This window comes from Pedobacter sp. UBA4863, assembly GCF_002399615.1.
In the GTDB taxonomy this organism is placed as follows: Bacteria; Bacteroidota; Bacteroidia; order Sphingobacteriales; family Sphingobacteriaceae; genus Pedobacter.
The window spans coordinates 69,463-86,295 of the sequence record NZ_DHDZ01000036.1 but is presented as its reverse complement, the minus strand read 5'-3'; the positions used below and the strand labels follow the sequence as shown (position 1 = coordinate 86,295).

At 37.3% G+C, this 16,833-nt stretch carries 16 protein-coding genes; 4 read left to right on the top strand and 12 right to left on the bottom strand.

The features are described from left to right. Nucleotides 1-57: 57 nt before the first annotated feature. The 8 genes from B3I52_RS08760 to B3I52_RS08725 all read right to left on the bottom strand — a co-directional run bounded on the left by B3I52_RS08760 (nt 58) and on the right by B3I52_RS08725 (nt 7,442). Nucleotides 58-981 carry a PstS family phosphate ABC transporter substrate-binding protein gene (locus tag B3I52_RS08760; RefSeq protein ID WP_293300439.1) on the bottom strand — a complete coding sequence of 308 codons (924 nt, stop codon included), beginning with the start codon at nt 979-981 and terminating at the stop codon, nt 58-60. A gap of 242 nt (nt 982-1,223) precedes the next feature. After that, the gene (locus B3I52_RS08755) at nt 1,224-2,039 is read right to left on the bottom strand and encodes an energy transducer TonB (protein WP_293300438.1); all 816 of its coding nucleotides are present in this window, start codon (nt 2,037-2,039) and stop codon (nt 1,224-1,226) included. A 28-nt stretch (nt 2,040-2,067) separates the two neighbouring features. Then, a complete protein-coding gene (locus tag B3I52_RS08750) occupies nt 2,068-2,613 on the bottom strand; it encodes an ExbD/TolR family protein (RefSeq protein WP_293300437.1) in 546 nt (181 codons plus the stop codon). 8 nt (nt 2,614-2,621) lie between these two features. Continuing rightward, nucleotides 2,622-3,239, bottom strand: coding sequence for an ExbD/TolR family protein (locus B3I52_RS08745; protein WP_293300436.1), 618 nt, complete (start codon nt 3,237-3,239; stop codon nt 2,622-2,624). Between the two features lie 84 nt (nt 3,240-3,323). Then, a complete protein-coding gene (locus B3I52_RS08740; RefSeq protein WP_293300435.1) occupies nt 3,324-4,154 on the bottom strand; it encodes a MotA/TolQ/ExbB proton channel family protein in 831 nt (276 codons plus the stop codon). A gap of 264 nt (nt 4,155-4,418) precedes the next feature. After that, nucleotides 4,419-6,023 (bottom strand): phosphoenolpyruvate carboxykinase (ATP), encoded by a 1,605-nt coding sequence (gene pckA, locus B3I52_RS08735; protein WP_293300434.1) that lies wholly within the window; start codon nt 6,021-6,023, stop codon nt 4,419-4,421. 135 nt (nt 6,024-6,158) lie between these two features. After that, nucleotides 6,159-6,515: a translation initiation factor gene (locus tag B3I52_RS08730; protein ID WP_293300433.1), complete on the bottom strand. Its 357-nt coding sequence runs from the start codon at nt 6,513-6,515 to the stop codon at nt 6,159-6,161. Between the two features lie 42 nt (nt 6,516-6,557). Next, nucleotides 6,558-7,442, bottom strand: a complete 885-nt coding sequence (locus B3I52_RS08725) for a diacylglycerol/lipid kinase family protein (RefSeq protein ID WP_293300432.1) — start codon at nt 7,440-7,442, stop codon at nt 6,558-6,560. Nucleotides 7,443-7,664: 222 nt separating this feature from the next. On the opposite strand from B3I52_RS08725, the gene metK reads away from it, so the two are divergent. Further along, nucleotides 7,665-8,915: a methionine adenosyltransferase gene (metK, locus tag B3I52_RS08720; protein WP_293300431.1), complete on the top strand. Its 1,251-nt coding sequence runs from the start codon at nt 7,665-7,667 to the stop codon at nt 8,913-8,915. A gap of 107 nt (nt 8,916-9,022) precedes the next feature. On the opposite strand, the gene B3I52_RS08715 is transcribed toward metK, so the two are convergent. Together B3I52_RS08715 and B3I52_RS08710 are read right to left on the bottom strand one after the other, a co-directional pair. Beyond that, complete coding sequence (locus B3I52_RS08715; RefSeq protein ID WP_293300430.1) at nt 9,023-9,559, bottom strand: ExbD/TolR family protein; 537 nt, start codon at nt 9,557-9,559, stop codon at nt 9,023-9,025. An 85-nt stretch (nt 9,560-9,644) separates the two neighbouring features. Further along, the gene (locus tag B3I52_RS08710; protein WP_293300429.1) at nt 9,645-10,175 is read right to left on the bottom strand and encodes a superoxide dismutase family protein; all 531 of its coding nucleotides are present in this window, start codon (nt 10,173-10,175) and stop codon (nt 9,645-9,647) included. 247 nt (nt 10,176-10,422) lie between these two features. Here B3I52_RS08710 and B3I52_RS08705 point away from each other — a divergent pair, with 247 nt between their 5' ends. Both B3I52_RS08705 and B3I52_RS08700 read left to right on the top strand, forming a co-directional pair. After that, nucleotides 10,423-10,770: a hypothetical protein gene (locus tag B3I52_RS08705; RefSeq protein ID WP_293300428.1), complete on the top strand. Its 348-nt coding sequence runs from the start codon at nt 10,423-10,425 to the stop codon at nt 10,768-10,770. Nucleotides 10,771-10,841: 71 nt separating this feature from the next. Then, entirely contained in the window at nt 10,842-11,867 is a 1,026-nt protein-coding gene (locus B3I52_RS08700; protein ID WP_293300427.1) for a LacI family DNA-binding transcriptional regulator, read from the top strand. Nucleotides 11,868-11,903: 36 nt separating this feature from the next. Here B3I52_RS08700 and B3I52_RS08695 read toward each other — a convergent pair whose 3' ends face one another. Continuing rightward, a complete protein-coding gene (locus B3I52_RS08695) occupies nt 11,904-13,250 on the bottom strand; it encodes a Gfo/Idh/MocA family protein (protein WP_293300426.1) in 1,347 nt (448 codons plus the stop codon). A 317-nt stretch (nt 13,251-13,567) separates the two neighbouring features. Here B3I52_RS08695 and B3I52_RS08690 point away from each other — a divergent pair, with 317 nt between their 5' ends. Continuing rightward, complete coding sequence (locus B3I52_RS08690; protein ID WP_293300425.1) at nt 13,568-13,981, top strand: hypothetical protein; 414 nt, start codon at nt 13,568-13,570, stop codon at nt 13,979-13,981. Nucleotides 13,982-14,062: 81 nt separating this feature from the next. On the opposite strand, the gene B3I52_RS08685 is transcribed toward B3I52_RS08690, so the two are convergent. After that, nucleotides 14,063-16,762, bottom strand: a complete 2,700-nt coding sequence (locus tag B3I52_RS08685) for a T9SS type A sorting domain-containing protein (RefSeq protein WP_293300424.1) — start codon at nt 16,760-16,762, stop codon at nt 14,063-14,065. Nucleotides 16,763-16,833 lie beyond the last annotated feature (71 nt).

Genomic DNA, 16,833 nt, shown 5'->3' with positions numbered 1-16,833 from the left:
ATTTGAAATAACTTATCACTGTATGTACAGTACTGAATATTTCTCTAAGTTGAATAATTAGTTTTTATTATTAGTTTTTAAATTAAATTGTCTTTCTGCTACTTCGTGCGGACCTAACCCGGATTTTAGTACTATTAGCTGCCCCCTAGGGCTGGTTAACCAATTTGCAAATCCCGTGCCTAAACCATTAGTCCCTTCTGCGTTAATAATGTAAACATTTCGCAAAAAAGGATATTTCCCATTGATCAAATTCTCTTGTGTTGGCTTGTAGTAGGCTTCTCCGCCGTCTTTTTTACGCGTATCTTTAACACCCAAGGTTTTAATTTTAGAAAGGTATGTTGAAGATTCTTTAACATTTTTTAACAACCAATTAACGCCAATAACACCAATATAGTCGTTATTTTCTGCTACATATTTAATAACGTCGTTAGTTGTTTTTAAGGTATAAACACCTTGCTTAGGTAATTCTTTAATTCCGGCCGAATCTATAAAATACCTGATAGTACTAGAGTAAGCATTATCAAAAACCAATTTTTTACCGCTCTTAGCTGTTCCCCTCATGATATCAAACGCTGCTGTTACCGTAATGGTACTGTCTGTATTTGCTTTATTTACAATAAGGGCCAAGCCGTCTATGGCAAATCTATCTACATAAATTGGGCTTTTGCGCTCTTTATAAAATTTCTCGTCAGTTGGTTTTAACATTCTAGAAACGACTAGCATTTTTACGTCGCCATTTCTAAACTTGGGCATAATTTCACTTTCGTTACCTATTACCGTTTTTACCTTGGCCGCAGTATAATCGGCCTCAAATACTTCTATTTGCTGATCTAAGATATTAGCGTAGGTTTCATCAACCAATATGGTTGTAGTTCCAGAAGTCCGCTTCTCTCCAACATGCTCTTCATTTGTCTTTCTATTACATGAAAAACAGATGAACATTAGCATCGTGATAAGCGTTAAAATCGGTACGTTTCTCATTCTACTTTGTTATCTCTTAAGATCCTAAAAAACCTGATGAATGCATAGATTATTAAAACTACTGCAAAGGCTATTTGGTAATTTCTCGGAAACTTATTAGGGTCTAATCTTAATAGCTCGTGAAAGAAAATAATCACTACGCTTATGCCAAGATAGATAATCATCATGGCAAGTCCTAAAATAAACAGAAATCGCTGTTGAGGCGATTTCTGTTTGAAAAAATTCAAATTAAACATGCTTAACTATTGTTGTAAGCTAAATTTAATTGGGATGTTATACTTCACACGTACAGGTTTCCCGTTTTGCATACCTGGGTTCCAACGTTTGCTCAGTTTCAAAACACGTACTGCTTCTTCGTCGGTGCCGTAGCCTAGCTTTCTGTCGATTTTAATATCGGTTAAAGCTCCGTCTTTTTCTACAGTAAATGACACGAACACATTACCTTGTATGTTGTTTTCTGCAGCCATTGGTGGGTATTTAATGTTATCTCCCAAAAACTTGTAGAACTTCTCTATACCGCCCGGATAAGCAGGAGGATTTTCCATACTTACAAAGCTGTAAACCGTGTTGTCTTCTACAACCACTGCTTGCTTAGGTCCTTCACCTACAGGTCCGATGGCAACTACGTCTGCAGTTGGGTCACCTTCCATTGTTTTTTGTCCCGGATCAGCTTTTTTCAAGTCTTCCACGGTTGGTGGTTTCTCGTCACGCACTTCGTTATCTGGTTTTACAATTGGCGGAGGAAATTTCACCTGATCCTGCTTTGGTGGAGGTGGCTCTACCGGAGGAGGTGTTTTAACCTCTGGGTTAATTGGCGGAGGTGGTTGCATAATCACCTCGGTTACTGTCTCTTCTGCTTCTTGTGGCGCCATTCCTTTTATCATCGAATAAATTTTCGGTACAAAGAAAAGGAAAACGAAAACCGAACCAGCAAGAAGTAATGATTTAGTAGTATTCCAAGAATTTTGTTGACGCAGCTGGTAAGCCCCGTAACTTTTGTTCTTGTCTTCGAACACAACATCGATCCACTTCTTATTAAATAAATCTATTTTAGACATTGTTCAATTTTTTATTTATGATCACTTCTTAAAAAATCCCTTTAGATTTCATGAACTCTTTCTCGCTATCTAAGATATGATTAGGATCATCATCTACTGCAGGTGCATTAATATTAGTTTTTGTGATTGCAATCTCATCCATGATATCTACAAAGTTTTTGTATGTAGATCCATCGGTAGGTTTCACAATAATTACAATATCACGTCCTGTGGATTCTTTAACTTTCTTTTTGTTGGCCAACAGTGTTGACGTAATGTCGTCAAATCCTTCAATGGTTGGAGCAGTTTTTCCAGCCTGGCCCATGTACCATGCTATTTTATCATTTTTTCCAAGTAAAATAGTCATTGTTTGCGATTCTCTCAACTCCAGTCTGTTCTCATCTTTAGCATCTTTATCAGGCTTTGCTATTTCCATAGCTGCTGGCTTAGATAAAGATGTGGTTAACATGAAGAAGGTAATTAGTAAGAAGGCTAAATCAACCATCGCAGTTAAATCTACTTTGGTGGCTTGTTTCTTGGTTCTTACTTTGCCGCCTTTTTTACCTCCGCCGGAGGAGGTGTCTAATTCTGCCATAGCTTATCTTATTTTTCTACGCCTTCCGACGATGTAATTAAACTAAATTTGTTAATTTTTTGGCTTTGAAAAACATCGATAACCTTACGAATTGCAGGGTATTCTGTTTTCGAATCACCTTTAATAGCAGCATTCAAATCGATACCGTAAATCTCTGCGTTAGCTTGGCGAGCTTCTTTTAACCAGTTATACAACTCGTTGTTTTTGGTAGAATCTAACGGAATACCTGATTGAATACCTGATTTTTCACGTTGTGTTGCGTCCATTGCCAAAAACTGCTTTAAGCTGCCAAAAGGCACACCAAATGCTTGTACAACTTGAAAACGCTTAACTTCCTCATCTGTAAAGGTTACGCCGTAAACCGAGCCCATACGTTGTAAAGTTGCCTTTTTTACGTCTTGACCAACAATGTCTAGGAACACTCTTCCTTTACCTATGCTCACTACTACCACTCCTTTATCTGGCAATTTATATTGTACCGTAGATGAAGGCGTGGCAATCTCTAACGGGTCTGGCTGACGAGCCGTGGCCGTTAAAATAAAGAAGGTAAGTAATAAGAACGACACATCGCACATGGCGGTCATATCGATCGAAGTACTGCTTCTTTTTACTTTTGCTTTAGCCATAATTATAAATTATTTCAATCTTTTTATTAATGATGTTAATTGTACCGGTTTTCCATAAAGCCGGCAAAAGATTTTTAATAATTCTTATTTATGGGTACTTGCGTAAGTTTGAACAATGCTAAATCCAGCTTCGTCAATTGCATAAGTTAATTTATCAATTTTAGAAGTTAAGATGTTATACATGATAATTGCAATAGTAGAAGTACCGATACCTGTAGCTGTACACATTAAGGCCTCAGAAATACCTACCGCTAATGCTGCTTGATCTGGTGCACCAGAGTTTGCCAAACCGGCGAAGGCCTTGATCATACCTGTTACTGTACCTAATAAACCTGTTAATGTACCAATTGATACTAAGGTTGCAATTACAGTTAAGTTTTGCTCTAACATTGGCATTTCTAATGTAGTTGCTTCTTCGATATCTTTTTGGATAGCCAATACAGATTGTTCTACATCTAATCTTGAGTCGGTTTCTACTTCGCTATATTTTTTCAAGCCAGACTTGATTACGTTAGCTACTGAACCTTGTTGTTTATCACACTCTGCAATAGCAGCAGAAATATTGTTCGATTTCAAGAAACCTTGAATTTTAGTAACGAAAGATTGTAAGCTTCCTTTACCTGTTGCTTTTCCAATCACAATCATACGCTCTACTGAGAAAACGATTACCATTAGTAACAAACCAATTAAGATTGCCACAATTGGACCTCCCTTGTATGCCATACCTGCATAGTTTCCTTGTTTAGGTAAGTTTTCAACGTTGTTGTCGATAAAGTTGTTTGCGTCACCTAACACAAATTTAAAAATTGAAATACCTATAATAATACAGATAGGGATAACCAATGTTGCAAATAAGTTTGATGCCGACGAGCTTCCCTCGTTTTTAGCTGCTGTAGGTTTTGGTGCGTTTGCCATTTTTTTTGAATTTTTTAGTTTAGTACTTGTTTTTTAAAATTTCTTAAATATAAGTTAATACACACAACGTGACCTTAGTCTGAATTGTTGCGGAAGCAAATTTATAATTTTGATTTAAATTACAAATTAAATATTCGATACACAATTAATTCGTTACTTAAGCCGAAAGTGCTCTTAACTAAAAAAGATTGCCTTGGGAGGCAATCTTTCCGCAATTAAAACTAAAAATTTAATCAAAAGCAAATTTTTGATCGAAAAAATGCATTAAACCGCAATTTCATTCATTTTAGGCATACCTTTTTTCAATTCATCGTCGGCAAACGCTTCGAACTCTTTAAAATTAGCTAAAAAAGCTTTCGCCAATTCGTTCGCCTTAAGGTCATATACTTCGGGGTTTTCCCAGGTGTTTCGAGGGTCTAAAATTTCTGATGGCACTTGGCTACAGGTGGTAGGCATGGCTAATCCGAAGATGGCATGTTCTTTAAAATTGGCATTTTCTAATTCTCCGTTAAGCGCTGCTGTAATCATTGCCCTGGTATAGTTTAATTTCATTCTATTACCAACGCCATAAGGTCCGCCGCTCCATCCGGTATTAACCAACCACACATTTACTTGGTGCTTTTTCATTTTTTCGCCCAATAATTTGGCATAGGATGTAGGGTGCAGAGGTAAGAAAGCTTTCCCAAAACAGGCCGAAAAAGTTAGCTGTGGCTCGGTTATGCCCGTTTCGGTACCGGCAACCTTTGCGGTATAGCCAGAAATAAAATGAAACATTGCTTGACCTGGCGTTAACTTTGATATTGGCGGAAGTACGCCAAAGGCATCGGCAGTTAAAAAGAAAATATTTTTGGGCACTGGTGCTACCGAAGGCTCTACAGCATTACTAATATGGTGTAATGGGTAAGCTACCCGGGTATTTTCGGTTTTTTCTATATTAGCAAAATCTACCGCTCTAGTGTTCGGGAAATAATTAATGTTCTCTAATAAAGCTCCAAATTTTATAGCATTAAATATCTGGGGCTCTTTCTCTGCGGTTAAATCTACGCATTTGGCATAGCAGCCTCCCTCAAAGTTAAAAACATTATCCTCGCCCCAACCATGCTCATCATCACCTACTAATGCTCTTTCCGGATCGGCAGAAAGCGTGGTTTTACCCGTGCCCGACAAGCCAAAGAACACGGCCGTATCGCCATCTTTGCCCACATTTGCAGAGCAGTGCATAGACAAGGTATTACGCTCTTTAGGCAACACAAAATTAAGTACAGAGAAAATACCTTTTTTTATTTCGCCAGTGTAAGCTGTGCCACCTATTAAGATAATTTTTTTCGAAAAATTTAAGATAGAGAAGTTTTCCTGTCTTGTACCATCGGTTTGTGGGTTGGCCAAAAATGAAGGAATGGCAATAATTGTCCATTCTGGTTGCTGCGGCAATTCTTCATTATCGTATCTTAGGAAAAGGTTATTGGCAAATATATTTTGAAAAGCATGCTCTGTTATTACCCTAATAGAAGTACGGTAATTTTTATCGGCACAAGCATAGGCATCTCTTACATAGGCGTGTTTATCTTTTAAATAAGCCAACATTTTCTGATAAATAGAATCAAAATGTGCTGTACTTAGTTTAATATTAATATCGCCCCACCAAACGGTTTCGTTGGTAACATTATCAGCTACCACAAATCTATCTTTGGGCGATCGCCCTTTAAATTTCCCTGTATCTATAGCCAGTGCTCCAGAATCGGCCAAGGTTCCCTCGCCGTTTTTTAAGGCTTCTTCAACTAATTCGGGTATGCTAAGCTGATATTTAAACTGCAGCGAAGCCAAACCCAGATAATCTAACTGAGGTTTTTGAGTACTATATTTGGTCATATTTTCGGTTTAAATACGCCCCAAAGCTAAGGAGTTATTTATCCAAAAATGGCCGATTTTAAATAAAATTTCACTTATTGTGCCAACTACACTAAGATATAATTAACTGCAAAACAGGCAATTAAAAACAAAAACTCAACCTCCAGACTTCTTCACTTTATAGTGCTCTTTTTGCAGAAATAAAAACACTTTTTCTTTAAAATCTCCCTGAAGAATAATTTCGCCGCCTTTTGCCGCCCCCCCAACGCCACACTTTGTCTTCAAAGTTTTGGCAAGCAGTTCCAAATCGGTCTCCTTTCCTATAAACCCTGTTATTAGTGTTACCGTTTTTCCACCTCTATTTTTTCGGTCTAGCATTACTCTTAAATCTTGCTTTTCATTGGGCAAGGTTTCTTGTTCTTCTGCCTCAGCACTTTCATAAACAAACTCAGGGTCAGTAGAAAACATGATTCCACTAAAATCATTAAATACGTTTTTCTTTTGCTTGCTCATTTCTATAAGGATTTACGAAAAGTAGTTGGGTAGGTTACAGCCTTAGTTACTTAATATTTTTAACGATGCCGGAATGATTTTTATTTCTAATTGCTCGGCCAACTGTAAAGGTTCGCCATCTAAATGTACCGCACCTGGGGCATTTCTTGTAATCTTGATGTGTTTTCCTCTAATAATTTTCACCAAACTAGATCGATGTGTTTTTGCCATAATCATTTGAAAGGCCAATACGGGTAACTTTACCAAAGAAATAGGATGTATAATACAAACATCTAAATAGCCATCTGTTAAAGAAGATTTTGGAGAGATATAAACGTTGTTGCCATATTGCGATGAGTTGGCAATACTAATTGCAAAAGCATCTCCATCATAACTTTCGCCATCAATCTCTATCTGGTAGCCCTGTGCTTTGTAAGTTGTAATTTCCTTAAAACCCAATTCTACATAACTTCTTAGTCCACGTTTTTTGTTTCCGGCAAACACAGCGCTTAAATGGGCATCAAAGCCCATCCCTGCCATATTAAAGAATTTTTTACCATTTAACTCGGCCGTGTCTATTACTTGGTATGTTGCTGTATTTATTAAAGCTATTGCCTTTTTTGCATTCAGCGGAACATTTAAGAACCTTGCCAATCCGTTGCCAGAGCCAAAAGGGATAACGGCCAGAATCTTATCGCTATGCACTAGCTTACTGGCTACTTCGTTAATGGTTCCATCGCCACCTACTGCAACAATAATATCGTAATCTTTTTTTTCGGCTTCTTCGGCTAATTCCGAGGCATGGCCAATATATTCGGTAAAGGTATAGACCGGAACAAACTTCTCCTTATCAAGATGTTCATCTATCAGCGCAGGTAAACTCGATTTCTTTTTTCCGCCAGAAATTGGGTTAATAATAAAAAGGATATTAGATTTATTTATCGACATAAATATTTAGTACACAAAATAATCGATAATTTTTGAGTATTAAAATTTATTGTAGTAATTTTGCAGCGTTAGAGTGGACTGATTTGCTAATACCGATTAATTGGGACTGATTGCAACCACGTAAAAAAAAGTGCTAATGTATTTCTACACTTCTATTTACAACCTGTAAAAAGGCTTTTCCATTTTAACTTTTATTGTTTCAAATTTTAACAAAAAATTTAAATGTCGTATTTATTTACATCAGAATCTGTATCTGAAGGTCATCCAGATAAAATTGCAGACCAAATTTCGGATGCTTTAATTGACAATTTCTTAGCTTTCGATGCAGAATCTAAGGTAGCTTGCGAAACATTGGTGACCACTGGTCAGGTTATTTTAGCGGGAGAAGTAAAGTCTAAAACTTACTTAGACGTTCAGCAAATTACCAGAGACGTTATCAAAAAAATTGGCTATACCAAAAGCGAATATATGTTCGAGGCCAATTCTTGCGGCGTACTTTCGGCAATACACGAGCAATCTCAAGATATTAACCAAGGTGTAGATCGAAGCAATAAAGAAGAGCAAGGTGCTGGCGACCAAGGAATGATGTTTGGTTATGCGACTAGCGAAACCGAGGATTATATGCCTTTGGCCTTGAATCTTTCTCATAAGCTATTACAAGAATTAGCTGTACTTAGACGAGAAAACAAAGAGATTACTTATTTACGTCCCGACGCAAAATCTCAAGTAACTTTAGAATATGACAACAACAATAAACCAGTTCGTATTGATGCCATTGTAATTTCTACCCAACATGATGATTTTGCTGAAGAAGCAACAATGTTGGCTAAAATTAAGGAAGACTTGGTAAAAATTCTTATTCCTAGGATTATCAAGAACAATCCGCAATATGCGCACTTGTTTAACGATAAAATTCAATACCATATTAACCCAACCGGTAAATTCGTAATTGGTGGCCCACATGGCGATACTGGTTTAACAGGAAGAAAAATCATTGTAGATACTTACGGCGGCAAAGGAGCACATGGTGGTGGTGCTTTCTCTGGAAAAGACCCAAGTAAGGTAGATAGAAGTGCGGCTTATGCTACACGCCATATCGCTAAAAACTTGGTTGCTGCAGGCATAGCCGACGAAATTTTAGTTCAAGTTTCTTACGCCATTGGCGTAGCAAAACCAATGGGTATTTACATTAATACTTATGGCACTAGCAAAGTTGATAAAACGGATGGCGAGATTGCTAAAATTGTAGAGGGTATTTTTGATATGCGCCCTTACTTTATTGAGCAACGCTTAAAATTAAGAAACCCAATTTATAGCGAAACTGCAGCTTACGGGCACATGGGCCGTAAACCCGAAACGGTGACCAAAACCTTTAAATCTCCAAATGGTGAGGAGAAAACAGTAACAGTAGAACTGTTTACTTGGGAAAAACTAGATTTTGTAGCTCAAGTTAAAGCCGCTTTCGGTTTATAGCATTTTACAACCCTATTACATAGCGGGTTATCTTTAGCCACAGCTACATAAATGACTTAAAACATTTTGTGTAGCTGTGGCTTTTTAGTGTAAAAACCTAAGGAACTCTATATTCCTTTATTTTTCATAAAGCTAATTTCCTCATCCAATAGGTATTTATCATCTACGGCATAGACATTTACCTTGTTAATTCGAATTTCGTCAATAACATCTACAAAATCTTTAAATACAGCAGTATTAGTAGGCTTAACAATGATATACATCTCTCTATCATCAAAAGACGAATGGGTTTTAGCGACCATCTTTTTGCTGTCTAATATTACCTTCCTAATTTCTTCAAGATTAACTAGCTGCATCTTGCCTATCTCGGCCTCGCCCAAAAAGTAAGCTACTTTATGGTTTTTGCCCAACAAAATGGTCATGGTTTTTGAGGCAGGGTAAGGTTGTAGTTGAGTTACATCATCAACTGGTACAGGTTTTGCAATATCCATTGCGCTCATTTTGGTTAACGAGGTAGTGAGCATAAAGAACGTGATCAGCAAAAATGCCAAATCTACCATGGCGGTTAAATCCACTCCAGGTATAGGTTTTCGTGCGCTTCCTCTTACGGCCTTGCCGCTTTGAGGAATGTTTAGTGTGGCCATATCTTTAATTTAGTTTTTAACAAGATGATGGCCCAACTAAGATTTCCATAAAAAGGCAATTAAAACTTTAACTGCCTTTTAAATCCTACTTCACTGCTGTAATTACCCCACAGCCTATTCTTGGCCCAGAATTACCGGTTGGCTGTGTTTGGTAATCATCGGTTCCGCCATGTACAATTATTCCTCTGCCAATAATATCTTTAACATCACCATCTCCCGCTGTCCAGCGTAAAGTGCTTACCGAAATTTTTGCATAGCCCTTGTTATCTAATGCAATGTTGCCAATATCACCAGAGTGATAGGCATCCGAATCCCATTTTCCGTGAGGTTCATTCGTTGGATTCCAGTGGCCATGTGTATTTTCACCCATGTTGCCACAATCGCCGTGTTCGTGAAAATGAACTGCTACCGTACTATCTGCTCGCTCTGGCATAGTTATCTCCAAATTCATCTTTATTTCGCCATTTGCCAATTGGTAAAACTTGGCTAAGCCAATAGACTGGCTGTTAGCGGTTGAATTTAAAGTAGCCATAGCCACTTCTTTTTCTTTTTTAGCTGTACACGAAGCAAAAATAGTTGCTAGGCCTAGTGCCAGGTATAACATGTAGTGTTTCATAATTCATGAATTAAGTTGATTAAGATTTTTAAAGAACCATTATTTAATTAGACGATAGTAAAACAAAGTTTAGCGCTTTTGGTTTTATAGTGATTGAAATAGGAATACAACCTATAAACAACCCTATTTATTGGTTGTGGTTGCCAACTTTAAATTAACTTGATTCTGTGTTAGTTTAAGAGATTAGTTTGGTTTTATAAAACCTTTAGCCAGCAGGGCTGTTTAAAGATAGGTAAACTTAGAAATTATGGAACATCCAATTGAAATGAACACCCTAAGCCAGATTTTAGAAAAATTAAGATTGAAGGGAATAGATAACGAGTTAAAAATGACCGATCATGGTAAAATGCAATCAAAAGAACTGAATAGGATTTACACACCAGAAGACCTAGACATTATTAAAACTTACAGGTTCGAAGGCATGTCTGATCCGGCAGACAGCTCGGTGCTATATATGGTAGAAGATACAGATAAAAATATTGGATATATTTTAGATGCCTATGGCGCCTATTCTGATAATGACGGTGCTGCCTTTGCAGATTTCTTGAAAAAGATAAATACAGTAGATAGAGATGAACAGGAAATATTTCATTAGGGTTTCCTGCTCAAAACGCTGAACAACAACTTATCGGGTAAAACCATATCTTTGTACATACTGTAAAAGCTATGAAAAAACCCGTAACCATTAAAGAAATTGCAAAAAAGCTTGATTTATCTTTTTCGACGGTTTCGAGGGCTTTACACGGACACCCCAGTATTAGCTTATTAACCCAGCAAAGGGTAAAGCAAACCGCCGACCAAATGGGCTATGAGCCCAACCAAACTGCCATTTTTTTTCAAAAGGGCAAAACTTTTACCATTGGCGTTATTTTACCAGAATTGGCCGAGGCCTTTTTTGCTGCTGCCATTAGTGCGATCGAAGATATTGCCTATAAGAGAAACTATACGGTTTTGTTAGCGCAATCTCATGATGATGAAGAACGTGAAAAACTGTTGGTAGAGAAATTAAAAGCTCACCGAATTGATGGATTATTAGTATCGGTAGCCAAAGACACGTCTAATTTCGAGCACTTTGAGCAATTAAAAAAATATGGCATACCTATCGTTTTCTTTGATAGAATTCCGCCGCTCAAAAATATCCACTATGTGGCGTGTAACATAGAAACTGGCAGTATAGCGGCAGTACATTATTTGCTAAAACGCGGGCATAGAAACATTGGATTAATAAATGGCCCTACTTCTTTAATTGCCAGCGGACAAAGAAAGGAAGGCTATATTAAAGCGCTTCAAAGAAACCGACTGAAATATGACCCATCTTTTATTGTTAATTGCGATTTAACCAAAGAGGGAAGTAACGCTGCCTTAGAAACACTGCTTAAACATAAGCGTAAACTAACTGCAATTGTATCTTTTAATGATTATGTATCGGCCTTTGCAATTAAGCATGCCTTAAAAATGGGCATTAAAATAAATGAAGAAATAGAGTTTGTAAGTTTCGCAAATTCTCCCATTACAGAATACATGGAATTTCCGCCGCTAGCTTCGGTAGAACAGTTCCCCGCCATACAAGGCCAAAAAGCTATTGATACGCTCTTAGACATCATTAAAAACGATGATAATGGCGAAGAACAGGCCTTCTACAAAATAGTGATCGAATCGGAGCTGATGGAGAATGTAAAAACACTGAGTTAACAAAAATGCCATCTTTACGATGGCACTTTTGTTAGTTTAGTATCCGCTATCGTCTAGCGCAAATGTGTTTTTCTTGGTTTTCCATTTTCCTTGGGTAAAATCTGGAAATTCCTGAGGTTTATTTCCTTCTTTAAGCGATTTGGTAGATAACGGTGTGATTACGCTCATGGTTACCGAATCGTAAACGTCTATTGGCGTTTGCTTTTTATCTTTTACTGCAAGAATAAAAGCGTTAAAAACAAACCAATCCATACCCCCATGACCCGCACCGGCAGCAGTAGCTTCATATTTTTTCCATAGCGGATGGTCATATTTTTTAAACCACTCTTCGGCCTTATCCCAAGCATGTGGCTTAGAAACACCCTCAATGTGCACAGACTTGTTCACATCCATCCACAAACCATCGGTTCCTTGCACCCTAAAGCCTAATGAATAGGGGCGAGGTAAATGCGTATCGTGTGTTAACATTACTGTTTCGCCATTTGCACAGTTTAATAAAGTGGTAGTGATATCGCCATTTTTATAATTAATTTTTGCATTTGGATGTCCTGGAGATTTTTTTTCTACGTAATCGGCCAGTCCTCTAGCTTTAGAGCTAAAAGAAACTAAATTGGTAAAGCGGTTGCCTCTATTGATATCAATGTACTGCATAATTGGGCCTGCACCATGGGTAGGATATAAATCACCATCGACATCAATATTAAATTGCGTACGCCACTGTGCTTCGCTCATTGCTTTGGGGCCAAATTCTACCCCTCCGCCATAATATCTTTTTCCATCATTAAATAGCACTTCTCTTAAATCGTGCTGGTAGCCACCTTCTAAGTGTAACAACTCACCAAATAAACCTTGTCTTACCATGTTTAGGGCTGCCATTACATCTCTACGGTAGCATACATTCTCTAAGGTCATGTATGGCATTCCCGTTTTTTCAGAGGTGCGTACAATGTCCCAATGTTCTTTAACCGTTAAGCCAGCAATTACTTCACAGCCCACATATTTTCCTGCAGTCATCGCGTAAATGGCCTGCTCGTGGTGAAATTGCCAAGGCGTAGAAATAATAATTGCATCAATATCTTTTCTATCGACCATTGCTTTGTAGGCATCTAAAGATCCGGTGTACTCTTTGGCAGTGGGTTTGCCCGCTTTTGCGATTGCTTTTCTACAATTGCTTAATGCCCATTCTTGAGTATCGCAAAAAGCTACGATTTCTACATCGTCTCTTAAAAGCCCTTCTCTAATGTGGTTCATGCCGCGTGCACCAACTCCAATGTACCCTAACCGTACCTTTTTAGTATCTTTCGCGAATAAAGATCCAGTTGGCAAAATAGTAATTCCGGCCGCAGCCATCGCTCCATTTTTTATAAAATCTCTTCTTTCCATATAATTTTATGATCAGGTTGTGTGTTTTTTTTGTAATTGAGGTTAAATTAATTAAAAAGATAACTTAGTTAGCAATTATAACACTCCTTTTAATAGCGCAAACGTTTGCTAATACTAGCCCATGCTTAACAATTTATATAATTTTAGAATTACCGATATGATATGCCTTCAGCTATTTTAATTTTATAAATGTAGGGCAAGAGCATTATATTGTATTCTTCTTAAAATACATGCAAATGCCTTATTATAACGGCTTACTAAACAAATATGTGTGCAAACGTTTGATAACCGGTATGATTTTTCTATTTTAACATTAAATGGATACGCTAATTACAAACACTTACCTCATTTGCCAAAAGTCAATAAAAGTAAATTTTAGGTTAACTTTAGTGAGTATCGACCTTACTGCATATACTTCTAATAAAGGTATCAAAGAAATTTATAAAAATTGTAGCCATTTGGTTAATCTTATCAAAACCGATTATCAAAAGTACTATCAACAAGCTTTAGCTATCAATAATGCGTCGTTCGTTGCAGAAATTTGGGGGCATTTAGTGGCTTATCGTATTGCGCTTTGGACAAAAAGAAATGTCAAGTTCTCTTTTATAGAAAGAATGGCCAATTTTGTGGCTTTTAGAAGTGGGATAATAGATTGTGGTGAGGCTAAAACCGATACAAATAGGTGGTTTTGGAATATTATTGGTGGGTTATTTTTTAGAAAAAATTCTTGACCAGCCACCTTAATGCACAAAAAAGGCCAGCTAAATTTTAGCTGACCCTCTCATGAAATAGTTTATTGGTTTTTTAATGTTTTAAGGTTTAATTACTTTTTTAGTAGTGATATTTGTTCCGTCGGACAGGAAAATAAAATAAGTTCCACTAGGGTAATTTGAAATATCTACTGTTTTCTCGGTTTCGTTTGCAGCAATTTTTAATGATTGCAAACTTTGTCCCTGTAGGTTAACCAACTGCAATTTGGTAAATTTATTTCCTGCCAAGTTGATGGTTATTTTACCGCCAACCGCGGGGTTTGGATAAACATTTACCTCATTTGCTTTTAACGAGAAGTTAACTACTATTGTTTCGTAAGTTACTTTAGTACCATCATTATCTACCTGTGTTAGCTTATAGTAATTATTGCCGCTGACCGGTGAAAAATCTGTATGGCTATAATTGGCGCCATTACCTTTGGATATAGGTGTAGTGATGGTTACAAAGTTTACCCCATCAGCACTTCTCTCTAATACAAAATGACTGTTATTAGTCTCTGAAGCTGTAGTCCAATTTATCACTATCGAATTGTTATTGGCTTTAGTTGAAAAATCTAATAGTTTTATAGGTAGTACGGTATGATACTCATAAGCACCCATATCTACCGTTCCGCTACCACCAATACGGTTAAGACCCGCTAAATCTATTGAAATACTTGCTGGTATCAGTAAATTATCTCCGGCATCAAGAATTGGATTTGACACTCCCGCTGATGGTCTCAAGAAAAGCGGCTCTCCATAAGTTGTACTCATAAACAATGGTGTTGCTCCTACTTTAACCCCGTTAATCCCATCATTACCATAAACTTGGGTCAAGGTGTTCTTAATATCTACAGTAGCTCCTGCATCGGAAATGTCATGAGTATTATCGGTTCTTGCTGTATTATTATATATGATAGAATTATACAATTTAAGACTACCACTTGTACTTGTCATTCTGATTGCTCCCCCGACAGTGCCTCCATTTCCATAAAAAGTGGCACCAACTAACTTAGCCTTAGCAGCTCCTGCTATGGTTATTCCTCCGCCAGAACTGGTAGTTGAATTGTTCTGATAAAACAAAATGTTATTATATGAATCTTCAGCCCCATTATCACCACTCACATAGATAGCGGCTCCGCTACCTTTTGGTGCATTACGAAGAAACTGAGCATTATTTATACTAAGTTTGCTGTTGGTTGCCCTATATAAAGCTCCGCCCATTCCATCTGTATAGTTTTCTTCAAAAACACCTCCACTAATATTTACAACACTAATATTTGGAGCCGCCAGACCTGTCATAAAAATAGCGCCACCGTTTACAGTGGCTGTGTTTTTTTTAAAGTTAGAGTTTACCAAATTTAATGTAGAGTTGGTACTTGTTCTAATTGCACCACCTTCTGTAAAACTATTTTCAATAAAACTAGCATTACTTATGATTGCATTAGATGGTAAGTCTGCAACTCCTAAAAGGTTAATAGCCCCTCCGGTATTTTTTATAAAATTTGTACCATCAATGTTTAACTCTACAGATTGGCTAACTCTTATTCCACCTCCAGTTGTAGCAATATTCTCATTAAACTCTCCTCCAGTAACATTAAGGACAGATCTAGCACCATCACCACCCAATATATATATCCCACCTCCATTGGTAGCATTGTTTTCATTGAAAACGGTATTCTCAAGAACTAAATTTGTTGAGTTATTTCCCTCTATTGCTCCTCCGTTAGACCCAAAATTTTTAGTGAAGGTGCAACCTATAATTTTTAGTGGGGTTAAGGGATTAGACTGCACGTAAACTGCCCCTCCGTGTCTTGATTTATTCTTAGTAAATGTGCAATTAGAAACTTCTGCATTAAGATTAGCAAATACACGCAAAGCTCCTGCCATGCCACCACCCCAGTTGCCATTAAAAATAAGATTAGAGAAGCTAGCTTTATATATATAGCCAGATGTACCGGTAACCGCTATACCTGCCCCCGCACTTCCAGTAAAAGAAGTGCCTACATTAGAGCCCCAGTTGTATTCAAGCAAGCTATTACTAATCACTAAGTCTTCGCCTGATTTAGGACTCTCAATTTTTCTAGCACTACTGATATAAATACCTGCTCCATTTAGTAGAGCATGATTGTTCTTTATAACCAAATTATTCAATATAGGGCTGCTATATCTAGCATAAACTCCCCCTCCAGAATTTCTTGCAAAATCGTAATCGGCATCAACAGTAATGTTACCTGTTCCATCTGCATTACCGCCTTTAATGGTAAAACCATCTAAAACAGTAGCTGTGCTATGATTATAAGAAATTACTACGTGGTGGGCGTTTTCAGTGTTGCCAGTAATGCTTTCAATAGTTCCGTTGGGATCTAAAGTTGTTACATCATCATTATTAAAATCGCCACTTAAAATGGTTTCATTAGTAGTACTAATGTTAACTCTATCATTAACAGAGGTTTCTGTGCCAGCGCCTGTAAAACCGCCATAAACTTTCACTCCTTCTTTAAGGATAAAGGTTTTATCCCTGTCGGTTCCTGCAGGGTCTAATTTTGCAGTGGGATAGTAAGTTCCTTTTGCTACCCAAATTTGATCGCCAGTAGTCGCCGCATTTAAAGCATCCTGCAAATTAACATAGGCGTTGGTCCAAGAAGTACCATTGTTGGCGCCGCTGGTTTTGCTTGCGTCAACATAGATTTGAGCTTTTGCGCTGTTAGCAAACAAACAAAAAGCGCATAACATTAAAAGTTTAGTAAAAATTTTCATCATAGTTTTGGTTTTAGTTGATGATCAATTATTTATCAAGAATAACTCTTGACCAGAATTAGTTTAATTTACTA

What these genes read in the sequence shown, in the direction of transcription:
- B3I52_RS08690 (WP_293300425.1), top strand. Translation starts at nt 13,568, where the DNA reads ATGGATACGCTAATTACAAACACTTACCTCATTTGCCAAAAGTCAATA.
- B3I52_RS08750 (WP_293300437.1), bottom strand. Translation starts at nt 2,613, where the DNA reads ATGGCAGAATTAGACACCTCCTCCGGCGGAGGTAAAAAAGGCGGCAAA.
- B3I52_RS08725 (WP_293300432.1), bottom strand. Translation starts at nt 7,442, where the DNA reads ATGTCGATAAATAAATCTAATATCCTTTTTATTATTAACCCAATTTCT.
- B3I52_RS08710 (WP_293300429.1), bottom strand. Translation starts at nt 10,175, where the DNA reads ATGAAACACTACATGTTATACCTGGCACTAGGCCTAGCAACTATTTTT.
- pckA (WP_293300434.1), bottom strand. Translation starts at nt 6,023, where the DNA reads ATGACCAAATATAGTACTCAAAAACCTCAGTTAGATTATCTGGGTTTG.
- B3I52_RS08715 (WP_293300430.1), bottom strand. Translation starts at nt 9,559, where the DNA reads ATGGCCACACTAAACATTCCTCAAAGCGGCAAGGCCGTAAGAGGAAGC.
- B3I52_RS08745 (WP_293300436.1), bottom strand. Translation starts at nt 3,239, where the DNA reads ATGGCTAAAGCAAAAGTAAAAAGAAGCAGTACTTCGATCGATATGACC.
- B3I52_RS08700 (WP_293300427.1), top strand. Translation starts at nt 10,842, where the DNA reads ATGAAAAAACCCGTAACCATTAAAGAAATTGCAAAAAAGCTTGATTTA.
- B3I52_RS08685 (WP_293300424.1), bottom strand. Translation starts at nt 16,762, where the DNA reads ATGATGAAAATTTTTACTAAACTTTTAATGTTATGCGCTTTTTGTTTG.
- B3I52_RS08695 (WP_293300426.1), bottom strand. Translation starts at nt 13,250, where the DNA reads ATGGAAAGAAGAGATTTTATAAAAAATGGAGCGATGGCTGCGGCCGGA.
- B3I52_RS08760 (WP_293300439.1), bottom strand. Translation starts at nt 981, where the DNA reads ATGAGAAACGTACCGATTTTAACGCTTATCACGATGCTAATGTTCATC.
- B3I52_RS08755 (WP_293300438.1), bottom strand. Translation starts at nt 2,039, where the DNA reads ATGTCTAAAATAGATTTATTTAATAAGAAGTGGATCGATGTTGTGTTC.
- B3I52_RS08705 (WP_293300428.1), top strand. Translation starts at nt 10,423, where the DNA reads ATGGAACATCCAATTGAAATGAACACCCTAAGCCAGATTTTAGAAAAA.
- metK (WP_293300431.1), top strand. Translation starts at nt 7,665, where the DNA reads ATGTCGTATTTATTTACATCAGAATCTGTATCTGAAGGTCATCCAGAT.
- B3I52_RS08730 (WP_293300433.1), bottom strand. Translation starts at nt 6,515, where the DNA reads ATGAGCAAGCAAAAGAAAAACGTATTTAATGATTTTAGTGGAATCATG.
- B3I52_RS08740 (WP_293300435.1), bottom strand. Translation starts at nt 4,154, where the DNA reads ATGGCAAACGCACCAAAACCTACAGCAGCTAAAAACGAGGGAAGCTCG.